The sequence below is a fragment of the Pseudomonas sp. Irchel 3H9 genome, assembly GCF_900187495.1.
In the GTDB taxonomy this organism is placed as follows: Bacteria; Pseudomonadota; Gammaproteobacteria; order Pseudomonadales; family Pseudomonadaceae; genus Aquipseudomonas; species Aquipseudomonas sivasensis.
Genome location: NZ_FYDK01000002.1, coordinates 1,131,322 through 1,153,445 on the forward strand (window position 1 = coordinate 1,131,322; position 22,124 = coordinate 1,153,445).

General features: G+C 54.6%; 24 protein-coding genes and 1 pseudogene. 9 read left to right on the top strand and 16 right to left on the bottom strand.

Annotated features, from left to right (window positions below; genetic code table 11):
* The first annotated feature begins 132 nt into the window (after positions 1-132).
* Both CKW32_RS11065 and CKW32_RS11070 read left to right on the top strand, forming a co-directional pair.
* Positions 133-1,023, top strand: coding sequence for a LysR family transcriptional regulator (locus CKW32_RS11065; protein ID WP_095184904.1), 891 nt, complete (start codon positions 133-135; stop codon positions 1,021-1,023).
* A gap of 653 nt (positions 1,024-1,676) precedes the next feature.
* Positions 1,677-2,036 carry a hypothetical protein gene (locus tag CKW32_RS11070; RefSeq protein WP_017530051.1) on the top strand — a complete coding sequence of 120 codons (360 nt, stop codon included), beginning with the start codon at positions 1,677-1,679 and terminating at the stop codon, positions 2,034-2,036.
* Positions 2,037-2,056: 20 nt separating this feature from the next.
* Here the strand turns inward: CKW32_RS11070 and CKW32_RS11075 are convergent, their stop codons facing one another.
* Positions 2,057-2,329, bottom strand: coding sequence for a hypothetical protein (locus CKW32_RS11075; RefSeq protein ID WP_017530050.1), 273 nt, complete (start codon positions 2,327-2,329; stop codon positions 2,057-2,059).
* A gap of 110 nt (positions 2,330-2,439) precedes the next feature.
* Entirely contained in the window at positions 2,440-3,045 is a 606-nt protein-coding gene (locus CKW32_RS11080; protein WP_236373601.1) for a VOC family protein, read from the bottom strand.
* A gap of 87 nt (positions 3,046-3,132) precedes the next feature.
* Here CKW32_RS11080 and CKW32_RS11085 point away from each other — a divergent pair, with 87 nt between their 5' ends.
* A complete protein-coding gene (locus tag CKW32_RS11085; RefSeq protein ID WP_026067431.1) occupies positions 3,133-3,912 on the top strand; it encodes a helix-turn-helix domain-containing protein in 780 nt (259 codons plus the stop codon).
* 467 nt (positions 3,913-4,379) lie between these two features.
* Here CKW32_RS11085 and CKW32_RS11090 read toward each other — a convergent pair whose 3' ends face one another.
* Complete coding sequence (locus tag CKW32_RS11090; protein WP_065910937.1) at positions 4,380-5,162, bottom strand: ABC transporter substrate-binding protein; 783 nt, start codon at positions 5,160-5,162, stop codon at positions 4,380-4,382.
* 703 nt (positions 5,163-5,865) lie between these two features.
* Between CKW32_RS11090 and CKW32_RS28085 the strand changes: the two are divergent.
* From CKW32_RS28085 to CKW32_RS11105, 3 genes and pseudogenes are all read left to right on the top strand, one after another.
* Positions 5,866-5,994, top strand: a pseudogene (locus tag CKW32_RS28085) (transposase); the annotation flags it as partial.
* 280 nt (positions 5,995-6,274) lie between these two features.
* The gene (locus tag CKW32_RS11100) at positions 6,275-6,877 is read left to right on the top strand and encodes a hypothetical protein (protein ID WP_015371108.1); all 603 of its coding nucleotides are present in this window, start codon (positions 6,275-6,277) and stop codon (positions 6,875-6,877) included.
* A gap of 180 nt (positions 6,878-7,057) precedes the next feature.
* A complete protein-coding gene (locus CKW32_RS11105) occupies positions 7,058-7,267 on the top strand; it encodes a hypothetical protein (RefSeq protein ID WP_095184905.1) in 210 nt (69 codons plus the stop codon).
* A gap of 3 nt (positions 7,268-7,270) precedes the next feature.
* On the opposite strand, the gene umuC is transcribed toward CKW32_RS11105, so the two are convergent.
* Positions 7,271-8,545, bottom strand: a complete 1,275-nt coding sequence (gene umuC / locus CKW32_RS11110) for a translesion error-prone DNA polymerase V subunit UmuC (RefSeq protein WP_095184906.1) — start codon at positions 8,543-8,545, stop codon at positions 7,271-7,273.
* On the bottom strand, positions 8,538-8,963 hold the full coding sequence (locus tag CKW32_RS11115) for a LexA family transcriptional regulator (RefSeq protein WP_032891241.1): 426 nt from the start codon (positions 8,961-8,963) through the stop codon (positions 8,538-8,540). The genes umuC and CKW32_RS11115 overlap by 8 nt, the downstream gene beginning before the upstream one ends.
* Positions 8,964-9,064: 101 nt before the next feature.
* Here CKW32_RS11115 and CKW32_RS11120 point away from each other — a divergent pair, with 101 nt between their 5' ends.
* The 3 genes from CKW32_RS11120 (at position 9,065) to CKW32_RS11130 (ending at position 12,384) form a co-directional block, all read left to right on the top strand.
* On the top strand, positions 9,065-9,787 hold the full coding sequence (locus tag CKW32_RS11120) for an SOS response-associated peptidase family protein (RefSeq protein ID WP_095184907.1): 723 nt from the start codon (positions 9,065-9,067) through the stop codon (positions 9,785-9,787).
* 375 nt (positions 9,788-10,162) lie between these two features.
* Positions 10,163-11,788: a methyl-accepting chemotaxis protein gene (locus CKW32_RS11125; RefSeq protein WP_095185030.1), complete on the top strand. Its 1,626-nt coding sequence runs from the start codon at positions 10,163-10,165 to the stop codon at positions 11,786-11,788.
* A gap of 86 nt (positions 11,789-11,874) precedes the next feature.
* Positions 11,875-12,384, top strand: coding sequence for a GAF domain-containing protein (locus CKW32_RS11130; protein ID WP_095184908.1), 510 nt, complete (start codon positions 11,875-11,877; stop codon positions 12,382-12,384).
* Positions 12,385-12,414: 30 nt separating this feature from the next.
* On the opposite strand, the gene CKW32_RS11135 is transcribed toward CKW32_RS11130, so the two are convergent.
* The 11 genes from CKW32_RS11135 to CKW32_RS11190 form a co-directional block, all read right to left on the bottom strand.
* A complete protein-coding gene (locus tag CKW32_RS11135; protein WP_095184909.1) occupies positions 12,415-12,933 on the bottom strand; it encodes a lysis system i-spanin subunit Rz in 519 nt (172 codons plus the stop codon).
* Complete coding sequence (locus tag CKW32_RS11140; protein WP_095184910.1) at positions 12,933-13,358, bottom strand: cell wall hydrolase; 426 nt, start codon at positions 13,356-13,358, stop codon at positions 12,933-12,935. The genes CKW32_RS11135 and CKW32_RS11140 overlap by 1 nt, the downstream gene beginning before the upstream one ends.
* Positions 13,359-13,416: 58 nt before the next feature.
* Positions 13,417-13,629: a hypothetical protein gene (locus CKW32_RS11145; RefSeq protein WP_095184911.1), complete on the bottom strand. Its 213-nt coding sequence runs from the start codon at positions 13,627-13,629 to the stop codon at positions 13,417-13,419.
* Entirely contained in the window at positions 13,607-13,990 is a 384-nt protein-coding gene (locus CKW32_RS11150) for a hypothetical protein (RefSeq protein WP_095184912.1), read from the bottom strand. The genes CKW32_RS11145 and CKW32_RS11150 overlap by 23 nt, the downstream gene beginning before the upstream one ends.
* Positions 13,987-15,138: a hypothetical protein gene (locus CKW32_RS28555; RefSeq protein ID WP_256585303.1), complete on the bottom strand. Its 1,152-nt coding sequence runs from the start codon at positions 15,136-15,138 to the stop codon at positions 13,987-13,989. Before CKW32_RS28555 ends, CKW32_RS11150 begins: the two co-directional genes overlap by 4 nt.
* Before the next feature lie 65 nt (positions 15,139-15,203).
* Positions 15,204-15,860, bottom strand: coding sequence for a hypothetical protein (locus CKW32_RS11160; RefSeq protein ID WP_095184913.1), 657 nt, complete (start codon positions 15,858-15,860; stop codon positions 15,204-15,206).
* Between the two features lie 334 nt (positions 15,861-16,194).
* Positions 16,195-19,767 (bottom strand): host specificity protein J, encoded by a 3,573-nt coding sequence (locus CKW32_RS11170; RefSeq protein WP_095184915.1) that lies wholly within the window; start codon positions 19,765-19,767, stop codon positions 16,195-16,197.
* A 58-nt stretch (positions 19,768-19,825) separates the two neighbouring features.
* Positions 19,826-20,437, bottom strand: a complete 612-nt coding sequence (locus CKW32_RS11175) for a tail assembly protein (protein ID WP_095184916.1) — start codon at positions 20,435-20,437, stop codon at positions 19,826-19,828.
* 61 nt (positions 20,438-20,498) lie between these two features.
* Complete coding sequence (locus tag CKW32_RS11180) at positions 20,499-20,789, bottom strand: hypothetical protein (protein ID WP_256585304.1); 291 nt, start codon at positions 20,787-20,789, stop codon at positions 20,499-20,501.
* A gap of 105 nt (positions 20,790-20,894) precedes the next feature.
* Positions 20,895-21,257, bottom strand: a complete 363-nt coding sequence (locus tag CKW32_RS11185; RefSeq protein ID WP_095184918.1) for a hypothetical protein — start codon at positions 21,255-21,257, stop codon at positions 20,895-20,897.
* 179 nt (positions 21,258-21,436) lie between these two features.
* Positions 21,437-22,000, bottom strand: a complete 564-nt coding sequence (locus tag CKW32_RS11190) for a hypothetical protein (protein WP_095184919.1) — start codon at positions 21,998-22,000, stop codon at positions 21,437-21,439.
* Positions 22,001-22,124 lie beyond the last annotated feature (124 nt).

Genomic DNA, 22,124 nt, shown 5'->3' on the forward strand with positions numbered 1-22,124 from the left:
GCTATCAAGCGGTGAGTTCATGGCTTGTCGAGCTTCAGGCGCACCAACTTGATATGGCTATATTGCCCGTTTCAATAACCCAACATAATCTGAGAACATTGGTAATCTCCCTACCAAATATTGGAATATTCCATGGACAGATTTGAGGCAATGAAGCTGCTCGTGGCGGCGATTGATGCTGGCAGCCTGACGGCAGCCGGGCGGCTAGCCGATATCCCTCTTCCCACCATCAGCAGGAAAATTTCTGACCTGGAGACGCTGATAGGTAGCCGTTTATTGATTCGGACCACGCGTAGGCTCTCGTTGACCGATGCAGGGGTGGTTTATGTGGCTGCTGCACGCCGAATATTGGAGCAGTTGGAGGTTGCCGAACGCGAAGCTGCCGGAGAATTCATTGCCCCCAAGGGCGAACTGGTCCTGACTGCGCCAATCATGTTCGGCCGGCTGCATGTGCTGCCGATCGTCAACGCGTTTTTAGGGGAGTTTTCCGAAATCAACATCCGGCTCTTGCTTTCTGATCGCAACGCTCACCTCGTTGACGACCACGTGGACATGGCAGTGCGCATTGGAACACTCGCTGATAGCGGCATGATCGCCACTCAGGTGGGGGCCATGAGAACTGTAATTTGCGCGAGTCCTAGGCTGCTGGAAGCGTATGGAAGACCTGAATGTCCCGCAGACCTGCAGAACTTGCCAACCGTGCGACTTGACGCCCCTATGCCTTTTCAATACTCAAAACATGGCGTGGCAGAATCAACGAGGCGGATGACCCCGCGCTTATCGGTGACGACCGCTGACGCAGCAGCGCAGGCCGCTATTGATGGCGTTGGAGTCGTTCAGTTATTGCACTACCAAGTCGCGGAGGCGATCAGCGAGGGACTGCTGGAGATTGTGCTGGATAACTATGAGCCTTCGTCGGCGCCTATCAACCTGATCCACATGTCACCGGGGCATATGCCCCTGAAAATGAGGCGATTTCTGGATTTTGCGATTCCTCGGTTTCGTCAACGCCTGGATCAGTAAGCTCAGCGATGGCGTGCGTAATCATTCCGATGTCATAAGACTCATATCGGGTATTTTGGCGCAGACACGCCGACGACATGGGCTAAAAGCTGGACGCTCCTAAGCTGGCTATTGTTATTTTGCCTTTGGTCGCCGGACAAGCCGTAGAACCAAAAGCCATTGCTGGAAGTTGGGCGCCCCTCTTCATGTTGATGGCTGCAATCGCGGGGATTTGTCATTTTTTTCACGAGGTGGTTAAGGACAAAATCAAGAGACTGGCCCCTCCATCACAATTACGATAACGACCAACGCCGACTGGCTCGGAAGGTCTAGGAATTATTCATGCCATTTATTTTTACCTGCGTTGTGTCCCTATTTTTTTGGACTGTTGTTTCAGCAATCACAGGAGCTGAGGAGCCTTGGGACCTGGCCAGTTACTGGACCATCATCTACCCCGCCGCGCTAGTGTTGTCCGTGATCCTTGGAGCCGTTCTAAAAAGCTCACAGTGGTCCGCAGGCGCCATCGTAATACTCTCTCAGGTCCCCGTGGTTTTGGCGACTTCTGGTACATCCCCGTTGCTAGCTGCCGGTATCATCGTTGCGGCCGTTCTCTCAATTCCGGCCATAACGCTGTCATGGCTCGCCGGCAAATTGCGCTCAGGTAAGAAAGGACGATGGACATCTACGAAGAAATGAAGGCACCGTTCCAGGAGCACCCGCGACGAGTACTGAATACACAATACAGATTGAGCCAGATAAAAAAACGGCGGCAAGCTGGACAGTACGACGTAACCACCGACTCGCTCAAATACGACTTTGAGGTCATAACGACTAATGAGACCGCACATGGCCGAGAACTGTTGAGCGGCACCACCATGCCGCCCCATAAATGGGGCTCCAGAATGGTGTACACCTTCGTCCGGTCGTCCGGTGAACCTGTGAGGTTGCATTGCGCGATTGCACTGATCCTGGCGCCTTGGCGAAAGGCGTCTGGCAAAGTCACCTTCTCGACCCCTGCCGTTCACGTTAAATAGAAAGCATCGCCCTTAAGTCATCAGTTTTGTTGAACTCGCTGCGCTACGTCGCAAAGCCACCGGCGCAAAAGTTGGGCTGCTTCACCCAGCACCACATCTTTGGCCTGCACCAAATAATAGCCCTTGCCAGTCTTTAGTACAGATTCAAAGACAAGTACGAGAAAGCCTAGTTGTACGTCTTCTTCAACCAACCAAGGGCTGGTAAGCACTAAACTTTGATCGCGGCGGGCCGCGTCGATTGCCAGCTCAGACTGGTCAAATTTGAGGCTGCTGGAGAAGCTATCGGGGGACATGCCAACCGATGATAACCATTGAGACCAGTTAGCATGAGACGTCATGCGCGACGGAGAGCGCTTTAAGTAATTGCTTTAGGGAAATAAGCTTAACAGCCTTCGGCAGGAAGCTACTCATTAGCCTGCATCAGTTCCAGAGTGATTTGATCTGGCCCGGTCACATATACAACTAGAGTTCCCTTGCGTGGGCCTGCGGGAATCGCTTGAGGCTTGCCTCTTGCTTTCCAGCCTGCTTGCTCAATGCGTTCGAGTACGGCGTATATGTCCTGCACTCTCAATGCCAAATGCGCTGAACCAATCGCTGATGCCGTAGGTGGAGTGATACCGTGGCGTTCACCCTGCGAATATTCCAGCAACTCTACTCGGCTGCCATCCGGGCCTTTGACTATCGCCGTTCGCACGCTCGGATCGGCGGTGCCGGTTACTTGCAAAATGAATGATCCGCCCATTTCCGACTGACGCTCAAGAGTGAACCCAAGTCCAATTGTCCAGAAGCGAATGGCTTCTTCCAATGAACTGACTGCGAAGCCAATATGATCGACGGCATGCACCATGTGGTTAGAATTCATCAAATGATCCTTTAAAGGTTCACGGGCCAAATAGGGAGGTGAGCTTGCGCATCCAGCTGTTACGGCCAAAACACAGAAAATAAATGTGTGAGGGGTACGCATAATCAGGCCAATCCAAGAGAAGCAACATTTGCGATTTTTAGACATTGAGTATTCCTCTGACCGGTCTTATTCTCCATTAGGCATTCAGGATATGGCTACCTCGGATATGACATTGGATAACGTAAACCAGCCATGAACCGCGCGCTTATGCCACTGTTGGCGATAGAGCAACGCGACCGGGCGATCCGCGAAACGGCGCCCCACACTCATACGAAAGGCCAACTAATCGCAAGCCTTGCCGGCCTGCTTTCCGTCAGCACTGACGGCGGCTCATGGGTAGTGCCGGCTACCCATGCCATTTGGATACCTCCCCGTGTCGCACACGCGATGATGTCACATGGCGCTTTTGCAGGAGCGATGGTCTATATCGCGGAGCAAGAGTGCGGGATCCTGCATCAAATGCCATGCACATTTAGGGTCAGCAGTTTGCTGCGCGAAGCGATAAGCCGCGCTGCGTCGTGGGGACAACCACCCCGCAACGAAATGGAGTCGCGGGTTGCAGCAGTCATCTTAGATGAAATTGCTACCTCACCCGCTGAACCCATCGGTCTGACGCACCCCAATGACCCGCGCTTGAGGCGTATCACCGATGCGATACTTGCTCAGCTTGATGACAATAGATCACTTGAGGATTGGGCTGCTTGGTCAGGTATGGCACCTAGAACACTTGCCCGGCGTCTGGTCGCTGAAACCGGTTTTAGTTTTTCTGAATGGCGACAGCGTGCGCGCACGTTGCGCGCTATTCAACTATTGGTCGAGGGGATGTCAGTGACGACAACGGCGATTGAGCTTGGCTACGAAAATATTAGTGCTTTCATTGCCATGTTCCGTCGGATAATGGGTGTTACGCCAGGACAATATGTGCGTGCGCAGACACTGATTAGCAAAGAGGCAATTTCTAGATCAAGTTGATGGGTGTAAGAACCGCTGTACCATCCAACCCGATTCTGCACGCTACAGGCTAGACCTTCAACCATGTGCTGGAACAGATGAAGAAAGAAATGCCAGCCACTTCAGGAGTCGCCAGAGCATCAGTTTTCTTTTAACTGGTGGGGCACTCACGCTGCACTCAGCTGGCGCTTGTAACTTCAACCGTGCTAGTTGCGTATTCCCCCCAATACCACCACAAGCACTCTACGAGCTGTTCGTTAGTGCATTGGCTCAGGCATAACGTTAGTGTACGCGAAGTCCATGCTTCGCCTAATTGTGCGGCGCTAAGTGCTAAGGTGCTTTTGTAGAGAGCGCTGCGCGCACCACGCGATAGCCTTGCGTACGCCGCAGTGATGTCCATTGGGAAAAGAGAACAGATTTATTTCTCTGTTCTAAACGTCCGCTTCTGGCCGATGTGGGATCTTCGTGAGAGGCAGCAGTCGATGCGTTCAATGTGAAGGACCTTGGAGCCATTTTTTGACGATAGCGTGATATGTGCCATCTTGCTTGATCCGATCCAATTCTGCCCTAAACCGTTCTACGGTTGCGTCTGGCGTAGCTGGACTGAAGGCCATGTACAGTCCTTCTTCACTTGATAGCTCGGGTAACGGCAGTGAACGCACCATCGTCATTTCAGGATCATCCCCATTCTTGCGCATAAGGTGAATGGCGTTGAGCTCATTGGAGATCCACAGCTCAACGTGATCGACCTTAAGCTTGCGGTAAGTGTTCTCGTACATGCTGCTAGACAGTAACTCTTTGCCCACCTGGAACCCGTGGGCCATCATGTACTGCTCACCAACGTCCTGTTTGACAGTCGCGATGTGATACTGACGTGCATCGTCGAGTGAATTCAGCCAAATAGGTCTTTCGGACAGACTGAACAGAAACCACCTCGTCGGTGCGATGGCTCCGACCCATTTGAAGAGATGTTCCCGCTCTTGGGTTCTTGCCATCGAATAGATCAGGACGTTGTCGGAATGTTGCGCTAAATCATAGGCGCGAGCCCAAGGCAGAATCTCAATCTTGGAGTTGAGCCCGAGACCGGCCATAACTGCTTGCACGATTTCCGTACTCAGGCCTGTGACCACTCCGTTTTCTGCCATGTTGTATGGCGGCAATTCCTCAGTGACAACCCGAATCGGCGCTGTAGCCGGATCTGAGGCGACGGAGATGCCTGAGGCAGCGAGTAAGAGGAAAGCGCACAACTGCCTTAAAAGCGGGGAGAACATTTTGCACCTGTGTACGCGCCGAATCCTGTGGGTAAGTCGGACTTCATGAACCTTAGGTATTGTCTGTCTTATAGGCATTAAGGCTCGTTCTCACCTTAGGAGTTCATCCACATGAAACCTGAGTGTTGGCTTGCACGTACCTTTGAAGGCTGTCGCTGTATGTACGCAAGGGGAGTAACAAAAACGTAGATGCTTGTTTTCATGTGTGCTGCTACCCCATCGCGAGAGAGCGTTGTTACGAGCACCCCATCCCTTGTTGCAAATATCACAAGTCGCGCGGGTTGAGCACCTACGCGCAAGATTATGCACCGTTACTCGCGGGATGAGCTAGAGGAGTGAGCTAAGTAAGCACGCCAATAACCGCACTAACCAGCGCTGCCGCCATGTTGTCTTTGTTGACTATGGCGTCGGGATGGTCTCGCTGAATGATACTGATAGGCACGCTGGCTACAACTGCATCCTGTGGTTCCTGAACCAAGCACTTACCACCAGCTGCTGCCACTGTGTTGGTGTCCCTGGACGCCGCCGCAGTCTCCGCCTGAAAGAACAACGCAAATAACGCGTGGCCCAAATACCTCCGCCGCCGTAGTGGTCGCGGTAGGGACGGCAGTTACCTGCCGCCCCCCGCTCAGATCCGTACGTGCGGAACTACCGCATACGGCTCCTGCCTTGAGTACGTGACGCGAAGCGATCCTCAGGGTAAGGATGTGCATTCCTAGCGATCCCGCGCTCAACACTGGCCCAATGGGTCGGACAGACCGGTGTACAGCTTCAGGCACTGGTTGATGCTTTGCGAGAAGCGGTTCTAGCGCAACGAGTGCATCACACGGATAGAAAAAAGGAAGATGCCATGGACGCAGTAATCCGGCTTGCCAAACTTGCCGATATCGATGCGATTTTAAGATTCGAACCAGTGTTCGGGAAAATCACTTATTGAATCGCCCCTGATTTTCTAGACGCCTTTGACTGGCTCCTTTTGGCCGATTTCTGCCTGTCGCGACCGGTTGAAACCGATATCGTCGCGACGATTCAGCCACAAAATTTTCAGCTTTTACGCAATGCGCCTCCTCTTTTGCTGTCTGTAACCCTGACTCCGCAAAAGGAAAGGCTTCATGTCGATACGCCCTCTGCTCTGCCTGCTTGCATTGCCGTTGTTCGCAGGCTGCCAGTTTTTGCCCCATACCAACTACTTTACCGCGCCCGAAAACGAGCCCAACCCTGCCTGGGTACGTATCGTCGACTACACGCAGCACGCCGAAATTTACCAGTACGAAAACGGCAAACGTTCGGGCGGCGCCGTTCGCACCGGCCCCCTGCCGTTCACCCACACACAGGACGTGGGCATGCCAAAGGCAGGGCAAGACCTTACATGGGACTATTACGAAACGCAGATCCGACCCGGTATCGAAACGCAAGTGGATCTATTCTGGGAGGGGACACGCACTCGTTCCTGCTATGTCTCGACTAAGTTCACGCCCCAAGCCGGACGCTATTACCAGTTCAGGCTGACATCCGGCTCATCAGGCAACTGTAGGTTATACGCATCACTGATCGAGCGCGACAAGGAAGGAAGCGGTTGGCATCTCACGCCAAACCCGCAGGTGACCTATAACGGCGATGGACCGACGGCCAAAACCCATTACGAGAACAGCCGCTTTGAGAACCCCAATTATCGTCCACCCGCTGATCTCTATCCGGGGATAGACGTTTACTAAACAGGTAAACGACTACAAGGAATTGAATCGCCCCGATTTTCATAGACGCTTTCAAGTTTCTAGGAAGGGCTGCTAACCCTGCGTAACTGTCCGCTTTTGGCCGAGAGTGAACACTCATAACTTTGCAGCTGGTTACAAAACACCTGCTGCTACGCTGTTGACTCCAACAGAGGAACGCCGATGCCAAACTCAGATCTACTCCCCTCCCTGCTCTCGAAGCTATACGAAAATCAATTAGCCCTTGAAGCCTCCATCATGGAGCTATCGAACTGGGTTGAGCAGCGTGGCTCTGCCGAGGTCGCAGAAAATATCCGGGGAGCGCTGCACACCATCGACGACAACGAAGAGTTCATCAAATTGACGCTCGCAGTTCTCATGGCACCGGAGTAATCGCTACTTGCAGGCCACTGACCAGAGCTGGTCCAGCTTGGTGGTGTAGCTCTGGCTCATCATCTCGCGCCGCATGCCCCAATCGGGGTTCGTAGGCACGCTGGCCGACCTTAGCGTTCCCCTTCCCCACCTGTCATTGATCTGGTCCAGTACGGTCATCACTCTGGTCGCCTCGGTCGGCTGAGACACCGCGAATAGATCATCCGTGTATTCACCTGGCTGGCACAGGTTGAGCAACATCACCTCGGCCTTGCTGTAGTTGAAGCCTGGACGGTAGATATGGTCGAGCGCATCAACCGCCGCCTTGGTGAGTAATCGCACATCGTCGGTTGGATACGGCATGTCCACCACAACCCCGTTCGCGTATTTCGCCTCGTCCGGATTGAACATGCCGGTGCGGATGCAGACCCGGACTTTCTTGCAGAGCGAGTTCTGTGCCCGGAGCTTTTCCGAGGCTCGCATCATGTAGGTGGCCACCGCCTCCTTGATCGGCGCAAGCTCGGTAAGGCGCTTTCCAAACATGCGGCTGCAGCAGATTTCCTGCTTGGGTGGGTCGGGCTCATCCAAATCGAGGCAGGAGGTGCCTGCCAGTTCCCGCGCGGTCTTTTCGATCACCACGCTGAATTTCTCGCGGAGCGTCCAGGGGTCGGACCTGGCCAAGTCCATCGCGGACTTGATGCCTAGAGCGTCCAGATGGAGCTTCATTTTTCGGCCAACACCCCAGACCTCGGCCACATCAGTATTGCGCAGCACCCAGTCCCGCTTAATCGGATCGGTGATGTTCACCACACCGCCCGTCTGCGCTTGCAGCCGCTTCGCGGTGTGGTTTGCAAGCTTGGCGAGCGTCTTAGTGTTCGCGATTCCCACGCCGACGGGGATACCGGTGCACCGCAGCACCTGGGCGCGGATCTGCCGGCCGAGAGCGTCGAGCCCGCCAATTCCGGTGAGGTCGGCGAATGCTTCGTCGATGCTGTAGATCTCGACGGCGGGCACCATCGATTCAATAAGCGTCATCACGCGCTCGCTCATGTCGCCGTAGAGCGCATAGTTCGAGGAAAACGGGATGATTCCGTGTTGCTTGAGCTTGTGCTTGATCTGGAAATACGGCTCGCCCATCTTGATAAAGGGCTTGGCGTCGTAGCTTCGAGCAATAACGCAGCCGTCGTTGTTGCTCAGCACTACAATCGGCGTTTTGGCGAGATCTGGACGGAACACACGCTCGCAACTGGCATAGAAACTGTTGCAGTCGATCAGGGCGAAGACTGGGGAGTTAGACATGGCTGCGGACTGTGCTCGTGATCACACCCCAGATCGATAGCTCGTCGCCTTCCAGTACATAGCGCGCCGGGTACTTCGGGTTTTCGGACAGTAAGATCACTTCCTTTCCGCGCTTGCAGAGGCGCTTGCACATGGGGTCGTTGTTTAGGAGGGCCACCACAATGTGGCCGTGTGCAGGCTCAATTGAGCGATCCACCACCGCCAGATCACCCTCGAATATCCCAGCGCCCTGCATGCTCTCACCTGTGATCATCACCAGGTAAACATGGGGCGCCCTGATGTTAAGCACTTCATCCAGAGAAATATGCTGCTCAATGTGATCGGCCGCAGGCGATGGAAAACCAGCCGGTACATGAAACGAGCAAAGAGGCAGTTTTGCGCCTCCTTCAGCTATTGGACCCAGGATGTTGAAGCTCATGGCGGTGCCTTATGCGGATACTGTACGAATATACAGTTAACTTTGTAAGCGGCTTGCGGTCAATTTCTCTATGGGGGATTTCGACAGGCGGAGGCGTATCTATGTGCGGTCGATTCGTGCAGTACGAGGGAATGGCGATCTACATAGAGGAATTGAGCCCTCAGATCGAATTGTTCAGTGGCTACGATGCACAGCCGATCAATCGGTTTAACGTGGCGCCCACGACGCGTGTGCATCTGCTGCACAGCAAAGAGGATGAGTTGCACATTGACGCTGTGCAATGGGGGTGGGCGCCGTTCTGGGCGAAAGGAAAGCGCCCTGATCCGATAAATGCTCGGGTCGAAACCGTGACCACTGGCAAGTTCTTCAAACAGCTTTGGCCAACTGGCCGCGCGATTGTACCCAGCGAAGGCTGGTATGAATGGGTTAAAGACCCGGACGACCCGAAAAAGAAACAGCCCTACTTCATCCGACTGAAAAGCAGAAAGCCGATGTTCTTTGGAGCCTTGGCTCAAGTAAACCCAGGTCTTGAACCGCATGAGGGCGACGGCTTCGTCATCATCACTGCTGCCAGTGACCAAGGCATGGTGGACATACATGACCGTCGGCCACTGGTACTTGCCCCGAAACACGCCAATGAATGGCTTGATCCAGATCTTTCACCGGCACGCGCAGAGGAAATCGCGAAAGAGCTGTGTCAGCCGACCGAAGAGTTTGAGTGGTTTCAGGTTGGGAGGGCTGTTGGCAATGTCAGGAACCAGGGATCGGAGCTTATCGAGCCGTATCCATCAACTGAAAAACCACATGACGAACACAACGGCTGAGACCCAGCCGAGAGTGAGCAGGAATGAAATGCCTGCAAGCCGCTTATCCATTGTTCCCTGCCCATATCCAATGATATCGGAGTGTTCTGCTGTGCGCTGTGCCTGTAATCGCTGGCACATAGCATGGCACGTCCCGGACGTCGCGCTACCAAAACGGGCCAAATTCAGCAGACAGACTGCATACGCATTTACTTAGCGCGCAATTATTTAGCGCCTCTATCATTCCAATGCATTCTTTTGCGTTCCTCGTTTCAGCCTTAAGCCTGCAAGCTGTAAATGGAATTCACTGTGCCGCATGAAAAGGCTGCCTTTGTTCGTGATCAGCAAAATGACGTGGAAATGCCACGCCACCAAATCCGGCCTTCGGAGGCCTATATGAAATTGAGATCCTTAAGTATCGCGCGAAGAGCCTTCGTCTGTTTTGGCCTAATCACATTCCTGCTAATCAGCTTGGCAGGCTTCTCTTATCTTCAAATTGATCGGCTGCGTGCTACAGAGCAGAACATTGAGCAAAACTCCCTCCCAAGTATCCAAGTCATTGACGACATCCAGATCGCCCTCCTTCACGCCCGCCTTGAAAGTATCCGCATGCTCTCAAGCACCACGAGAGATGTGCACGATTTCTCACTGTCAAAGGTCGAAGAATCTATGCAGACACTTCAGGTAAAAACTGATTTTTATCGTGCACATTTAATGTCTGGTGAGCAGGACGAAATCCAGTTCGCGAAGGCTAACCAGGCTATGCATGCGTACATCGAAGGTCTCAAAAAAGTAATCGCTTTAGATTCATCCGATCATGATCAGGCTGTCATTTTTGCCAACACAGAGCAGGCAAATAGAGCCAACACCTATCAAGAGCAGCTGACGCTTCTGCGAGACCAAAATACACGCCAAGCCGAGGTATCTGGGGTCGACGCGACCGACGTATATAACCATAGCGTCAAAGTTTTGATAGCGGTGCTAATCGTGGCATTTATCTTAACTATAGCGCTGGCGATTTTGTTCACTAACAGCATCACTATTCCAATCAGCTCATCACTAAAATTGGCGGAGAATATCGCTGCTGGCGACCTTACTCATGATCTTGAAGTAACAGGTTCAGATGAAGCTTCGCGCTTGATGCATGCATTGAATCTGATGCAGAAAAATTTGCGACACACAATTCTAGAAATCTCGGGAGCTTCATCCCAACTGAGCACTGCTGCCGTCGAAATGACGTCGATCACTGAAAGCGCTGATCGCACACTTCAGCAGCAGAACAGTGAGATAGAGCAAGCTGCTACCGCAGTAACTGAAATGAGTGCGGCGGTTGAAGAGGTTGCAAGAAACGCCAACTCCACGTCTGAAGCAGCGATGCAGTCGAGCATGGCTGCAGATCTCGGCAATCAAAAAGTCACTGAAACTTTGACGGCGATGCGTGGCTTGACGGGTTTGGTTGAAGTGTCATCAGATCAGGTGAGAGAACTTGCAGGCCAAGCGCAAGACATTAGCAAAGTTCTGAGTGTGATTAGGGCGATTGCTGAGCAAACCAACTTGCTAGCTTTGAACGCCGCAATTGAAGCGGCTCGTGCAGGAGAACAGGGTCGCGGTTTCGCCGTAGTCGCAGATGAAGTTCGAGCGCTGGCGCACCGAACGCAAACATCGACGCAAGAAATTGAACAGATGATATCCACGATTCAAGCAGGCTCATCTGCCGCGGTCGAATCAATGAAAAAAAGCACATCCGAGGTTTATAGCACGCGAGACACTGCGGAACAGGCGGGCCAGTCGCTGCGTCAAATCATTGATTCCGCGCTCGAAATTAACGATAGGAATATCCAGATTGCAACCGCTTCTGAGGAACAGGCTCACGTGGCGCGGGATGTCGATCGCAGCCTGATAAGCATCCGCGACCTTGCAGTGCAGAGCAGTGAAGGCACTCGGCAAACGCTTACAGCCAGCAACGAACTTTCTCGTCTGGCCGTCAACCTAAACGATTTAGTTCTTCGATTCAGAACATAGGAAATGGGTCAGCCAACTCTAGCTTTGTTGCCCAATCTCTCATAAGCCAATACGGCACGCCCAGCTAAACACAGCATAGGTGGAATATGGTTAGCCCTGAAATCACCTTGCACTCTATGCTCAGTTTAGATGAACGATCAGCTTTGGCTGAAATTGAGGCGATCTCCAGCATTTTAAAACTCGTAACACGTCTTACGGGAATGCGATTTGCTGGGGTCGCGAAGTTCACCGAAACAGACTGGGTGGTCTGCTCAGCTCACGACCCGTTGCATATGGGGATAGAGGCAGGTGACACGCTAGAGCTGGAAATCACGCTCTGCAGCGAGCTCAGGAGAGACCCTAAGGCACTATTTATTCCTAAAATCAGCGAAGACGGTAGATACTCCAGTCGTGCAGTGGTTAAACGGTATGCGATAGAAACTTATGCTGGTGTTCCTATCTTCCTTCCCGATGGTAGGTTATATGGTGCTCTATGCGCCCTAGATTCGCGTTCGATACTATTTGAAGACCCGGAGCTGGAAGAAACTTTAGCTTTATTTGCAACGTTGATAGGGTGCGTTTTTTTCACTAACCCGCTGCTGAATGAGTCCGAATAACACGGCTTATCTCATGCGAACTATTCAATTTCAATGAGATTGGTTTATAGCTCGGACGTAATATTGGCATGCTCGTAATGCTATCAACCCATTATCACCTTCATCGGTTATGGCGATAATTCTTTGAGCATGCGCTTGGTCAAGTTGGGCTCGACGGGTTGCATGAACCACGCTGAAGGCGCCGGGGGCGGAAGGCACGTCGCAGCCACTGGCTGGATCCTCGAGGAGGACTGACAGCCGGACATCAGCAGTGGCAAGGCGATCGCGCATGCGAGCCTGATCACGTTGGGCATCGGATAATTCCTTTATGTGTTTTTGGTCCTGCGCGGCCAGTTGCCGCTCAGTGGCCAGGCGTTTGTCCTGCTGGGTTCTGGCCTGGGCAGCGGCGGCATTGCTGATCGCCGCCATGTCATCCTTATGCAAGCCGGCCTGCTCAGCGAGTTTCTTGCCCATTCGCCAGTCCTGCACCTGCCAGGTGACGCCGGCGGCGCTGGCCATTAGCACCAGGATCAGCAGCACCAGCCCGGCCAGCTTCTGCACGGGCGTCATCACGGCACATCCTTGAAGAAGACGTGGTGCCCAAGGCGAAGCGCCTGCTTGGCCCTCGCCGCCCAGGCCGGCGCCTTGGGCATCGTGGTTGCGTAGTAGTGCGTGGCGCCGCCAGTTGGGTCCGGTACAGAGCCAGACATAACTTGGTCAGCAGCGCGCTGGGCCTGGGCGAACTGAGCAGCCGGGATCGGTTTAGCGCCGCTGAGGTAGGCATAGTTCGGGTCGTTCTGGTTCCAGCAGCTGAACTGCCATGGCTTCATGCACACGCCCGCGTAGCCCTCCCCCCACCAAGACTTGTCCTTGCCGTCGAACACACGGTTGCGGATGGTCCAGGCCACAGCGACTTGGCCTTCCAGCCCTTCGCCGCGCGCCTCGCCCCATAACGTGCGAGCCAGGATGTCCCGGTCTTTTTCGGAATTGGTCATACTTTTCTCCAGGCAATAAAAAACCCGCTTATGGCGGGTGGGGGTGTTGCGCCATCACTCAGTTGAGCGGAGCGGGTGCAAGACGTGAGATCGTCGCCCGTGCAACGGTGCGCGCCGTGGCAATTTCGCTAGGAATGGGCGTGCCATCCTCAAGCAGCGCAAAGGCGTGCCAGTTGGTTTCGCGCAGGTAAGCACGCGCCTGCTCAAGATCCAATTGGTCCGCAACGTCCTGAGCTGTTTTCACCGGCTCAAGCTTGGATAGATCCACCATCTTCAGGCACCTCCAATAATTCGCTCGGTTCGACAGCCGCAAGGGCCGCAGGTGGCGCGGTATCGGGAAAATTTACTGGGCCGCTGCGCGCGTCCAAGATTATTGGTTCCGCCGGGTTTCGGAACTCTTCAGGACTTTCCCAGGTAACAGGGAGACGGAGAGTGAAGTGCAGTGTCTTGCCTATACGCTCCACGTAATCCGACTCGACAAAAAACTTATTGCCGACGGCGCTGCCTGGCAGGCGGTAACCACTTGGAATGCCGGAGAGGTCGATAGCCTCGCCATTGATAGTGATAACGTCGCCCTGCACGCTGGCCTCCAGCGTTTCGTCCATGAGCGCTGCCCAAAGTTTGATCTTCATTTCCAAGTACCCCGCACCGATACGTTTATTTCAAATGCCTGGGCGGTTGCACCGTTCCTGACCGCGTACAGTACTGAACTAGTCGACGCTGCCCTCTGGAAAACTACGCCATACGAGTCACCCGTAGATTGGGCGTTACAGGTCAGTCCCGGCATCATGTTTGCGGTGTTGAGAAACGTGACAGGCAAGGTCAGAGTTTGGTATCCAAAACTGTTGGCTGCCTGACTTGCTAAGGCCATCTTTCCGGTTACACACATCGTGCCGTTAGCAAACTTTTCAACACGGAAGCCGCTAACCACCGCGCTGGAGATGACTCCACCCGCATCTGACTGCGGGTCATTGGTCATATTGAAGCCAGTAACGTAAGGAACCCATCCGTTCCAGTCAGCCGCAGCAGCAGTAGGGTTAGCTACTTTGGCACTCCGTTGCCAAAGAGCATTACCGTAAATTGGACGAACTTCCTGGTATGGGTAGAGACCTCTCCCCTTAACGGAAATCAAGTGCGCGGGGACAATTGGGGCATTCGTCGGGGCAGCGCCGGAACCGTAGAAGTACTCACCGGGCTGGGTAAGAGTGTTGTAATCCTGCCCCGGCGTGATTGGTAGAGCATCCCCAAGACCCAGCCACCCGGGAATCAGTAGCCGTCCTGCAGTGCGATCTGTAAGTGAGGTTGCGGGAACCAGGGCTAATTCTGCCTGCATAGCTGCGGTATCGCTCCGGGCAAGAAGTGCGCGGGCTTTGCTTGTGATTACTGCAAGGGATAGAGCCCCCGCCCCAGTAAAGTACGGGAGGCGATCAGCGGCACCAACAAGGGTCGACAAGGCAGTAAGGTTGTTGTTCTTGTCCTGCTTAGTTTCAGGAATTGTTGCAATAACTTTTGTTGCTGCGCGCAACTGGTCTGCGGAATCTTTGTTATAGCCCTGCACGGGCATTACGGCGTAGATACCGCTACCGAGGGTGGGCCCCAGATAATTGGTGGCAATAGATAGCGCCGTGTCGCTTGCGATGTTGTTGATCTCGTACCACGCACCATCTGGCCCACGAAATCCATCGCCTACACGAGCATTGGCGATAAAGGCCGTACCCGTACCGATAACAGCGGTCGAGCCATTCGTGACGGCAACAGTGCCTGCCCTATACCAACCCATAATTTTCTCCAGGCAATAAAAAACCGCACATGGCGGCTATAGAGTTCTACTAATTATTCCAGCAGCTAAGAGATTGGCTTAGCGAAAACAACAGGAATATAAAGTGATGTTGTCAAATCAACTCCCACAGATTGAATTACAAGTCTGTCGTTCTGGTAATCCCAAACAGCATACATATTGCCTTGCCGGGAAGTGCCGCCAGCAATATCCATTGCAATATTATTGAGTAGCATATAATCCCCGGACGCTAGACTCGATGCGGCAGTCCAGCTCAGGCGATTAGTCCCTTGCCCAGTGGAGGATGAGCCGAGATAGGTCCATCCGGTTATCGTTCTCGTAAACTGTGCGCAGGGAGTACCGCTGTCAAATAGAAGCTCTGTTGACCCATCCCAAATTCGGAATCCAAACTTTGCAGTTGGTTCTGACTTGAAGGCAGCGGCAAACCAATTTCCAGAAGTCCCCTGACCCACAATCCCCGAAAAAGAAAATCCCGTCCAAGCTCCAGCCGATCCCTGCACTACACAAAAACATAGAGTTACCGATAGGTTCGGTCTGACAAAAACTAAGGGTGGCTCACTTGTTGTAATTGGTTTAGAGAATGGTACGTAGACACCAGATCCGTTACCGCTCCACGCCCCCTTCTCCAGAACAACAAGCCTCGCAAACTCAGAATCAAGGGTAACGACGTCGCTGTTGTTTGTGAACGTTACACCAAACGTCATTAGCGATACCTCATGACCAAAAGACGTTGAGGAGAAAGCCCAAGAGGACCGCTCGATCTTGCTGGATTGCCGAAGTAGATGACCACTCCGTCCACCCCTACGACTGGGGTGTATTGAATCGCGTAGTAGCTCTGTCCGGACGTGTCGTAAGCAGCGACCGGAACGCAGACAGCGGTGTGTGTGGCCGGGTTTACACCCGGAATAGATATGTAGCGAGTTCTCCCTGGGGCTGGAACGCCCACCTGCACAATTTCCGAGTAAACAATCCGGACAGTGAATGAGTTTTCATCCAGTTCAAGCAGGCCGGTCGGCCCCCAGACTCTTGCCCCGTAGTTCATGCGGAAAGGTCTCCCCACTGGTAGCGCTTGATATCGTTCTCGTCATAAACCTTGCCGCCACGATTGTTGATCGTCTGGCGACCGCCAACGCCCAACGTGCTGTTAAGCTCAAACTCGCCAGTGACGAAGTTGATCATCAGCCCGGTTTTTCCTGGCTCGTAGTTCGCCGATTGGATGCTCTGCGTAAGCTTTGCTACGCCAATCGAAGCATCCTGGATGAAAGCCGAGTTAATGAACACCTGACCGCCCTGCACAGCAAACGGAACCGAGATCGCGCCGCCGGCGATAGTGTTGACGATGGCGAACCGGTCCGCGCTGACCAGAAACTGGCTTTGCAAGCCCGCTGGGCCGTTCTCAATGCCTAGCGCCACCCCGGCGGTGATGTACTGCCCGGTCGCGGAGTTGTATTGCATCTTCACCGACCAGGACAGGTTCACCTTGTCGGCGATATTGCTGACGATCTGGGACTGCGTCTGAATGTCGGAGGTGTTCCCCTCGACATCCGTGTGCAGCTGCTGGATAGCCTGGGCTGTAGCCTCGCGATCCGTGGCCACGACACTTTCCAGGTCGGTCACGGTACCAGCGACGTCGCCCACCGACGCGGTGAGTTCGGCCTGACGCTGCACCATGGCTTCGTTCTGCGAGGCGCGAGTCTTAACCTCCTCCAGGAAGCTGGCCGTAGCGTTGTAGCCTTGGAGCGCGTCGATCTGGTCGCCCTCCCCGTTATCGTCCCGGAAAGACGCCTGCAACGCCTGAAGGCTCGACGCTGAAGCCGTCACCACGCCGCCGAGCTTGGTGATATCGGTGGTGTTGGTGGAGACCTGCAGTGCCAGACCGTTCGCCGTCTCTACCGACTGGCCAACATCCAGCCAGTAGGTGGCATTCGGTGGCGGCTTGTTGGTCGGCACAGCCTGAGCGGCTTGGTAGATCCGCCCCCCTACCACCACCATCTGGCCTTTGAGGTAGGTGACGTCCTTGTTGTACCCCTTCAGCCCTCCCAAAGCGGTGATCTGATCTTGCAGGCCAGGGATCTTGTCGATCTCGCCAATGATGTCTTGGCCAAGCTCCGTGCGGCCGACCTGGCCCTTGATCAACTCCAGCACCGGAGCAGCATTCGAGCTGGCTTGCCCCATCACACCTTTGCCAACCGGGTAGAACGGCCCCACGTTGCCGGTGCGGTCCACCAGGCGCGCCCAGAAGAACAGGGTTGCGCCAGCCAACAGTGACTGCATGCGGTAGTCGGCCTGCGGATGCGCCAGGTCGGCAAGCTTGGTGGCCAACGACAAGTCATTGGCCGGCCCATACCAGAGCTCGGTGCGCTGGGTGTCCTCTGCACCTGGTGGGAAGCCCCACTTGATGCTGATGCCGAACAGTTCGCTGGTGGTGCGCAGGAACGCAACCGCCGGCGGTAAGCCAACCTTCCCTTCCAGGTTGGTCAGGTTGGAGCTCTTCCAGATCGAGGAGATCTCGAAGGCGCTCACCGACCGAACCCGGGCCAGATAGGCGCCCGAGTAAATGCCGGTGACGTCAACGCTCGTCGCGCCAGTGCGCTGCAGCTTGATCCAGTTGCCGCTGTCCTTCCGCCACTCCACTTCATACGCGACCGCGCCGTTCACGGCGGGCCACGAGATGTTCATGGTGCTAATCGCCAGACCCTGGTCCACCGAGTAGTTCGACGTGATGGTGACGCTCGCCGGCGCCGGAACGACAGTGATAGGCACAACACTGATAGGCCGCTCTTCCAGCCGGGCACCGGTATCGATGTGATCGAACTTGCTCGGGTCGTACTGAACGGCCGATATTTCAAACACGCCAGGCTCTGGCCGCGCCACGCTCACCACCCGATAAAGCGGTATGGCCAGGTCGTCAGCATCGAGCGCCCACACCAGTTCGCGCTCTGGCGTAACGGAGTAAGCCACCGTGACGGTGACCTGCCGGCCGCTGACCAGTTGCACGGTACGGCCCTCACACTTGCCGTCTGGCAGGTTGAGGATCAGCCGGTCACCGGGTTTGGCCTGTGTGTCGCGGTCCAGGGTGATGACCTTGCCATTAACCGCCGAGATGCGCCCGCCCACCGGCCGGCCCGCAAGTAATTCGTCAGCGATCGGGATCACGTAGCCAGGCAGCGGAATGCGTCCATCGAGGCCGACCTTGAAGGTAACGGCCCGATCCTTCGAGTTGGTAAGCAGCGCCCACTTGCCGCGGCGCTGCGCCTCGGATTCACGGGTGCAACCAATGGCGCTGATCTCCAGCGGGTTGTCGCCGTAGCGCCGCTGCAGCTTGGCATCGGTCACAGCTGTGACATCGGTGTCGTAGTTATTCAGCGGGTTGTCGTAGCTAATCAGCGCCCGAGTGTAGCGGGTGCGCTCCGACGCACTGGAGTAAGTGAACTTGCCGTCGATGACGTTCGCCCGGGTGTAGGCGAAGTCGAAGTCAGTGGCGCGCGGCATATCCGCGAGTGTGAACACCTGGCCTTGGGCCCAGTAGGTCATGCCCCGGTAGATCGCGGAGATATCGCGCAGCAGCGACCAGGCGTCGGCCTTGCTCTGCAGGTTCAAGTTGCAGATGAAGCGCGGCTCCTGGCCACCCTTCCCGTCTGGCACCAACTGGTCGCAGTACTGCGAGATGCGGTAAAGCTCCCACTTGTCGACCATCCAGGGTTTGATGCGGCGTCCAAGGCCGAAACGGTCGCTCAGGGTAATACCATACGTAGCCCAAACCGGGTTGTTGGTGTAGGCCTCTTTTAGTGTTCCGTCCCAAATTCCGCTGTACGTGCGCGACACTGGATCGTAATTGCTGGGCACCTGCCACTTACGACCTTTGCAATGCACGGTAACGGCGGGAATGCTGCGAAACTGCTCGGCAGAAAACTCGATGTACAGCAGCGCGGTGTTCGGGTAACGAATCTTGGCGTCGATCACCTCGGTGAATCCGGCGATCTGCATAGTGTCGGAGATTTTGTTGTTGTTCTGGTTGACGGTCAGGCGCGTAATTTTCATCAACCAGCCAGTAGTCGCCTTTGGAAGATCAATGCGGCGTGTGCGCTCATAAAGACTGGCCTTCTTCCCTTCGACAGCTTCGCTAAGCACCTGCTGATAGGCGCCGCCATCAGTGGCCAACTCAACCTTGTATTCGATCCGGTAGCCATCAATATTGCCGCTGGCATCTACGGACTGGAGTGCTGGCCAGGCAAAGCGCACACGTACAGCGGAAAGCTGAGTGTTGCTGATAGCTCGAACCCACGGCATTCCGCTGCGCAACTCGGTACTGATAGTGGTTTCGTTCTCAACTGACGGAATGCCCTGAATATAGGTCTGGTCCACCGCCCCGGTGCGCCATTCCCACTTCACGTTTGGGAAGTTCATGTTGCCCTGGGGGTCTTGCAGCGGGGTGTTGTCCAGGTAGATGTCACGCGCAGTCGGCGTGCCTTCGAACTCACCCTCACCAATAGCGATGAGCATCTTGGCAATGGCGACAGAGCGAAGACTGTCCGGAGCTTCCGTCGGCGTTTTAGGCTTGTTTTCGCCGCCCTTGGCGCCGTGGATGTCAATCTTGCGTACTGCGCCCATGCTTTTCTCCAGGCAATAAAAAACCGCCTCATGGGCGGCTGCGGTCTGCGGAAATAAACTACATCTGGTCTTCGGCGTAGATGGAGGCGCTAATAATAGCTCCACCCCAACGGCGCTCGCCGATGCAGAGCGGCACCGGGTTACCCGATGCCGTGGTGTTCTTGGCGCTGCCGAAGGCGTAGCCGGGTGTGTTCTCGGGCGCAGCGTTGGTCTTGAGGCCGCCGGCCTGCGGGCTGAGCATCTGGATAACGCCGCCCAGCACCATCGATCCGCCCATCATGATCAGCGCGGAACCGAAGGGTGCTCCCGCGCCAAACGTGCCGCCAGTAATGACAAGACCGACAACGATCAGCACGGCTCCAATGATGGTTTGCAGCGCCCCGCCGCGTTTATTGCCGGTGATGATCGGGGCAATTCGAATATCGCCGCCGCCCGCGAACACAAGCTCATTTTCTGCCAGGTTCGTCTTTCCTCGGAAGACGGCAAATTCAATGCCTCGTGATTTGGCGTTCGACAGGAAGCGTTCAAATCCGGGGATCTGGACGCACAGCGCCTTTATCGCCTCTGCAGGCGACTTCACAGCCATGCGGAAGGACCGGCCAAACTGTCGAAGTTGACCGTAAAGTAGGATCGTGGTCATGGGCTGATAATTGATGGCGAGTGCTGCCATTGACTTTTCTCCGGACAATAAAAAAGCCCGCCGAAGCGAGCCTTTGATGAGGTGGTGCGGACTATAGGCAGCCTTGCAGCGCTGCCAATCGCTTATTCGCAATCCAGTTTCCGACCACCACGTAATACTTTGCTTCGGCCCCTGAGCCTTTAGGCTGGATGTCTACGAAGTACTGGGATCCCTCGGTGAACACGGTGTAACCCGTATCGCGGCCAGGCTGAAGAGTTGCGCCAGGCGTGCCGCCGAAGATCGACTGGTTCTGCCATTCGTACTGGACGCATTTGGCGAGCGCGGCGTCCGGTTTTTTGGAAGTGAGAACCTTGTATGGGCCAGATTGGCGAGCCTCGTTCATGGTTGGCGCCATACACCCCGCCAACATCACCACCGCTACCGCAGCTATCAAAATCCGCATGTCGTTCCCTCTATAATTTCAAATGAAGCCATGACTGACGCGCCTTTAGCTCAAAGGGAACTCATCTTCGTGGGAAGCGATGTAAATGAGCACAGGATTGATTCGCCGCATATCTGCCTGAAACGCTGCGTGTTCTTCAGCTGTTGCAGAAGCCTGGGCGATCGCGCCATTTTGATTGAACGATTTTTGCCATGTCTGCTGTTTGAGCCTGAAATCATTCCATGCTTTTTCAAACGCTACGCAATTGGCTTTGCTCTTGGTCGCCTTATGCTCGGCAACGCATTTCTCTCCGAAATCAGCCGCGATGTCTGCAGCTTCGGCCATTGCTTTGAAGTTATCGCTGACCACATCCGCCATCGCAAACGAAGAAAAAAACCCTAACAACACAGCCACGATCACTTTAGACATTCGCTCACTTCCCTGAGAAAGCTCAACTGTACACTAGGGGTGCGTGAAACAAAAAAGCCTGGTGCTTGGCTGGGCCTTCTCTATTAGGTTTGGCGGGACTGTAGCACTGAGGGGGAGATGCAAAAAGCCCAGCGCGGGGCTGGGCTGCCAGATCTGCCATCGACTTTCTCGGAAACCTGCTACTTCAAAATCTCATACCAGATCTGGGCATTAACCAGCATTCTGACGGCGTTAACTTTATCGATCGCATACTGCGGGGCTGTCTCCCAAGGTAGCGAACTGACTGTAAAAACAAGCAGCGGCTCCCCCGTGCCGCGCTCAAGAACAAGTCGAGCTTTAATCGACGTGAACTCAGGCTTGGCATTCAACGTATCGCGCATATTCAGGCGCTGCATTGGCGGAAGCTGACTCCAGGCAACAAACTCTTTAATCGGCTCCAGCCCAGCTGGAAATGTGTCGCGATGTAAGGTATTACCAAACGTCTTTAAAATTTGCCCCATGTCATCGGTGAAGTCGAGCCATTGATTGTTATCGGCTATCCGTGCGGGCAGCATTCTATTCCGAAAATTGGGATTAGAACTCAGCATGCCTGACTCACCATCAAAGCGACTGTACTGAATGTCCGTTCGATTGAACTCATAAAAGCGCAGAGTTGCGTACTTGTCGAAAGTCGACACAGCTGAACAGCCAGGCAGCAGGAGCGTGGGAATAGTTAGCCACAGAGCTATCAAGATTTTACGCATTGGGCATCCTTGCGATTCGGGTGGAAATAGAAGCTTGGACTCCAAGCACTGTACCCCGGACCTGGCCAGGCATCCAGCGTGGATGGAATGCCAGTGGCGGGGCAATGGCTTGGCGTAGTAGCGT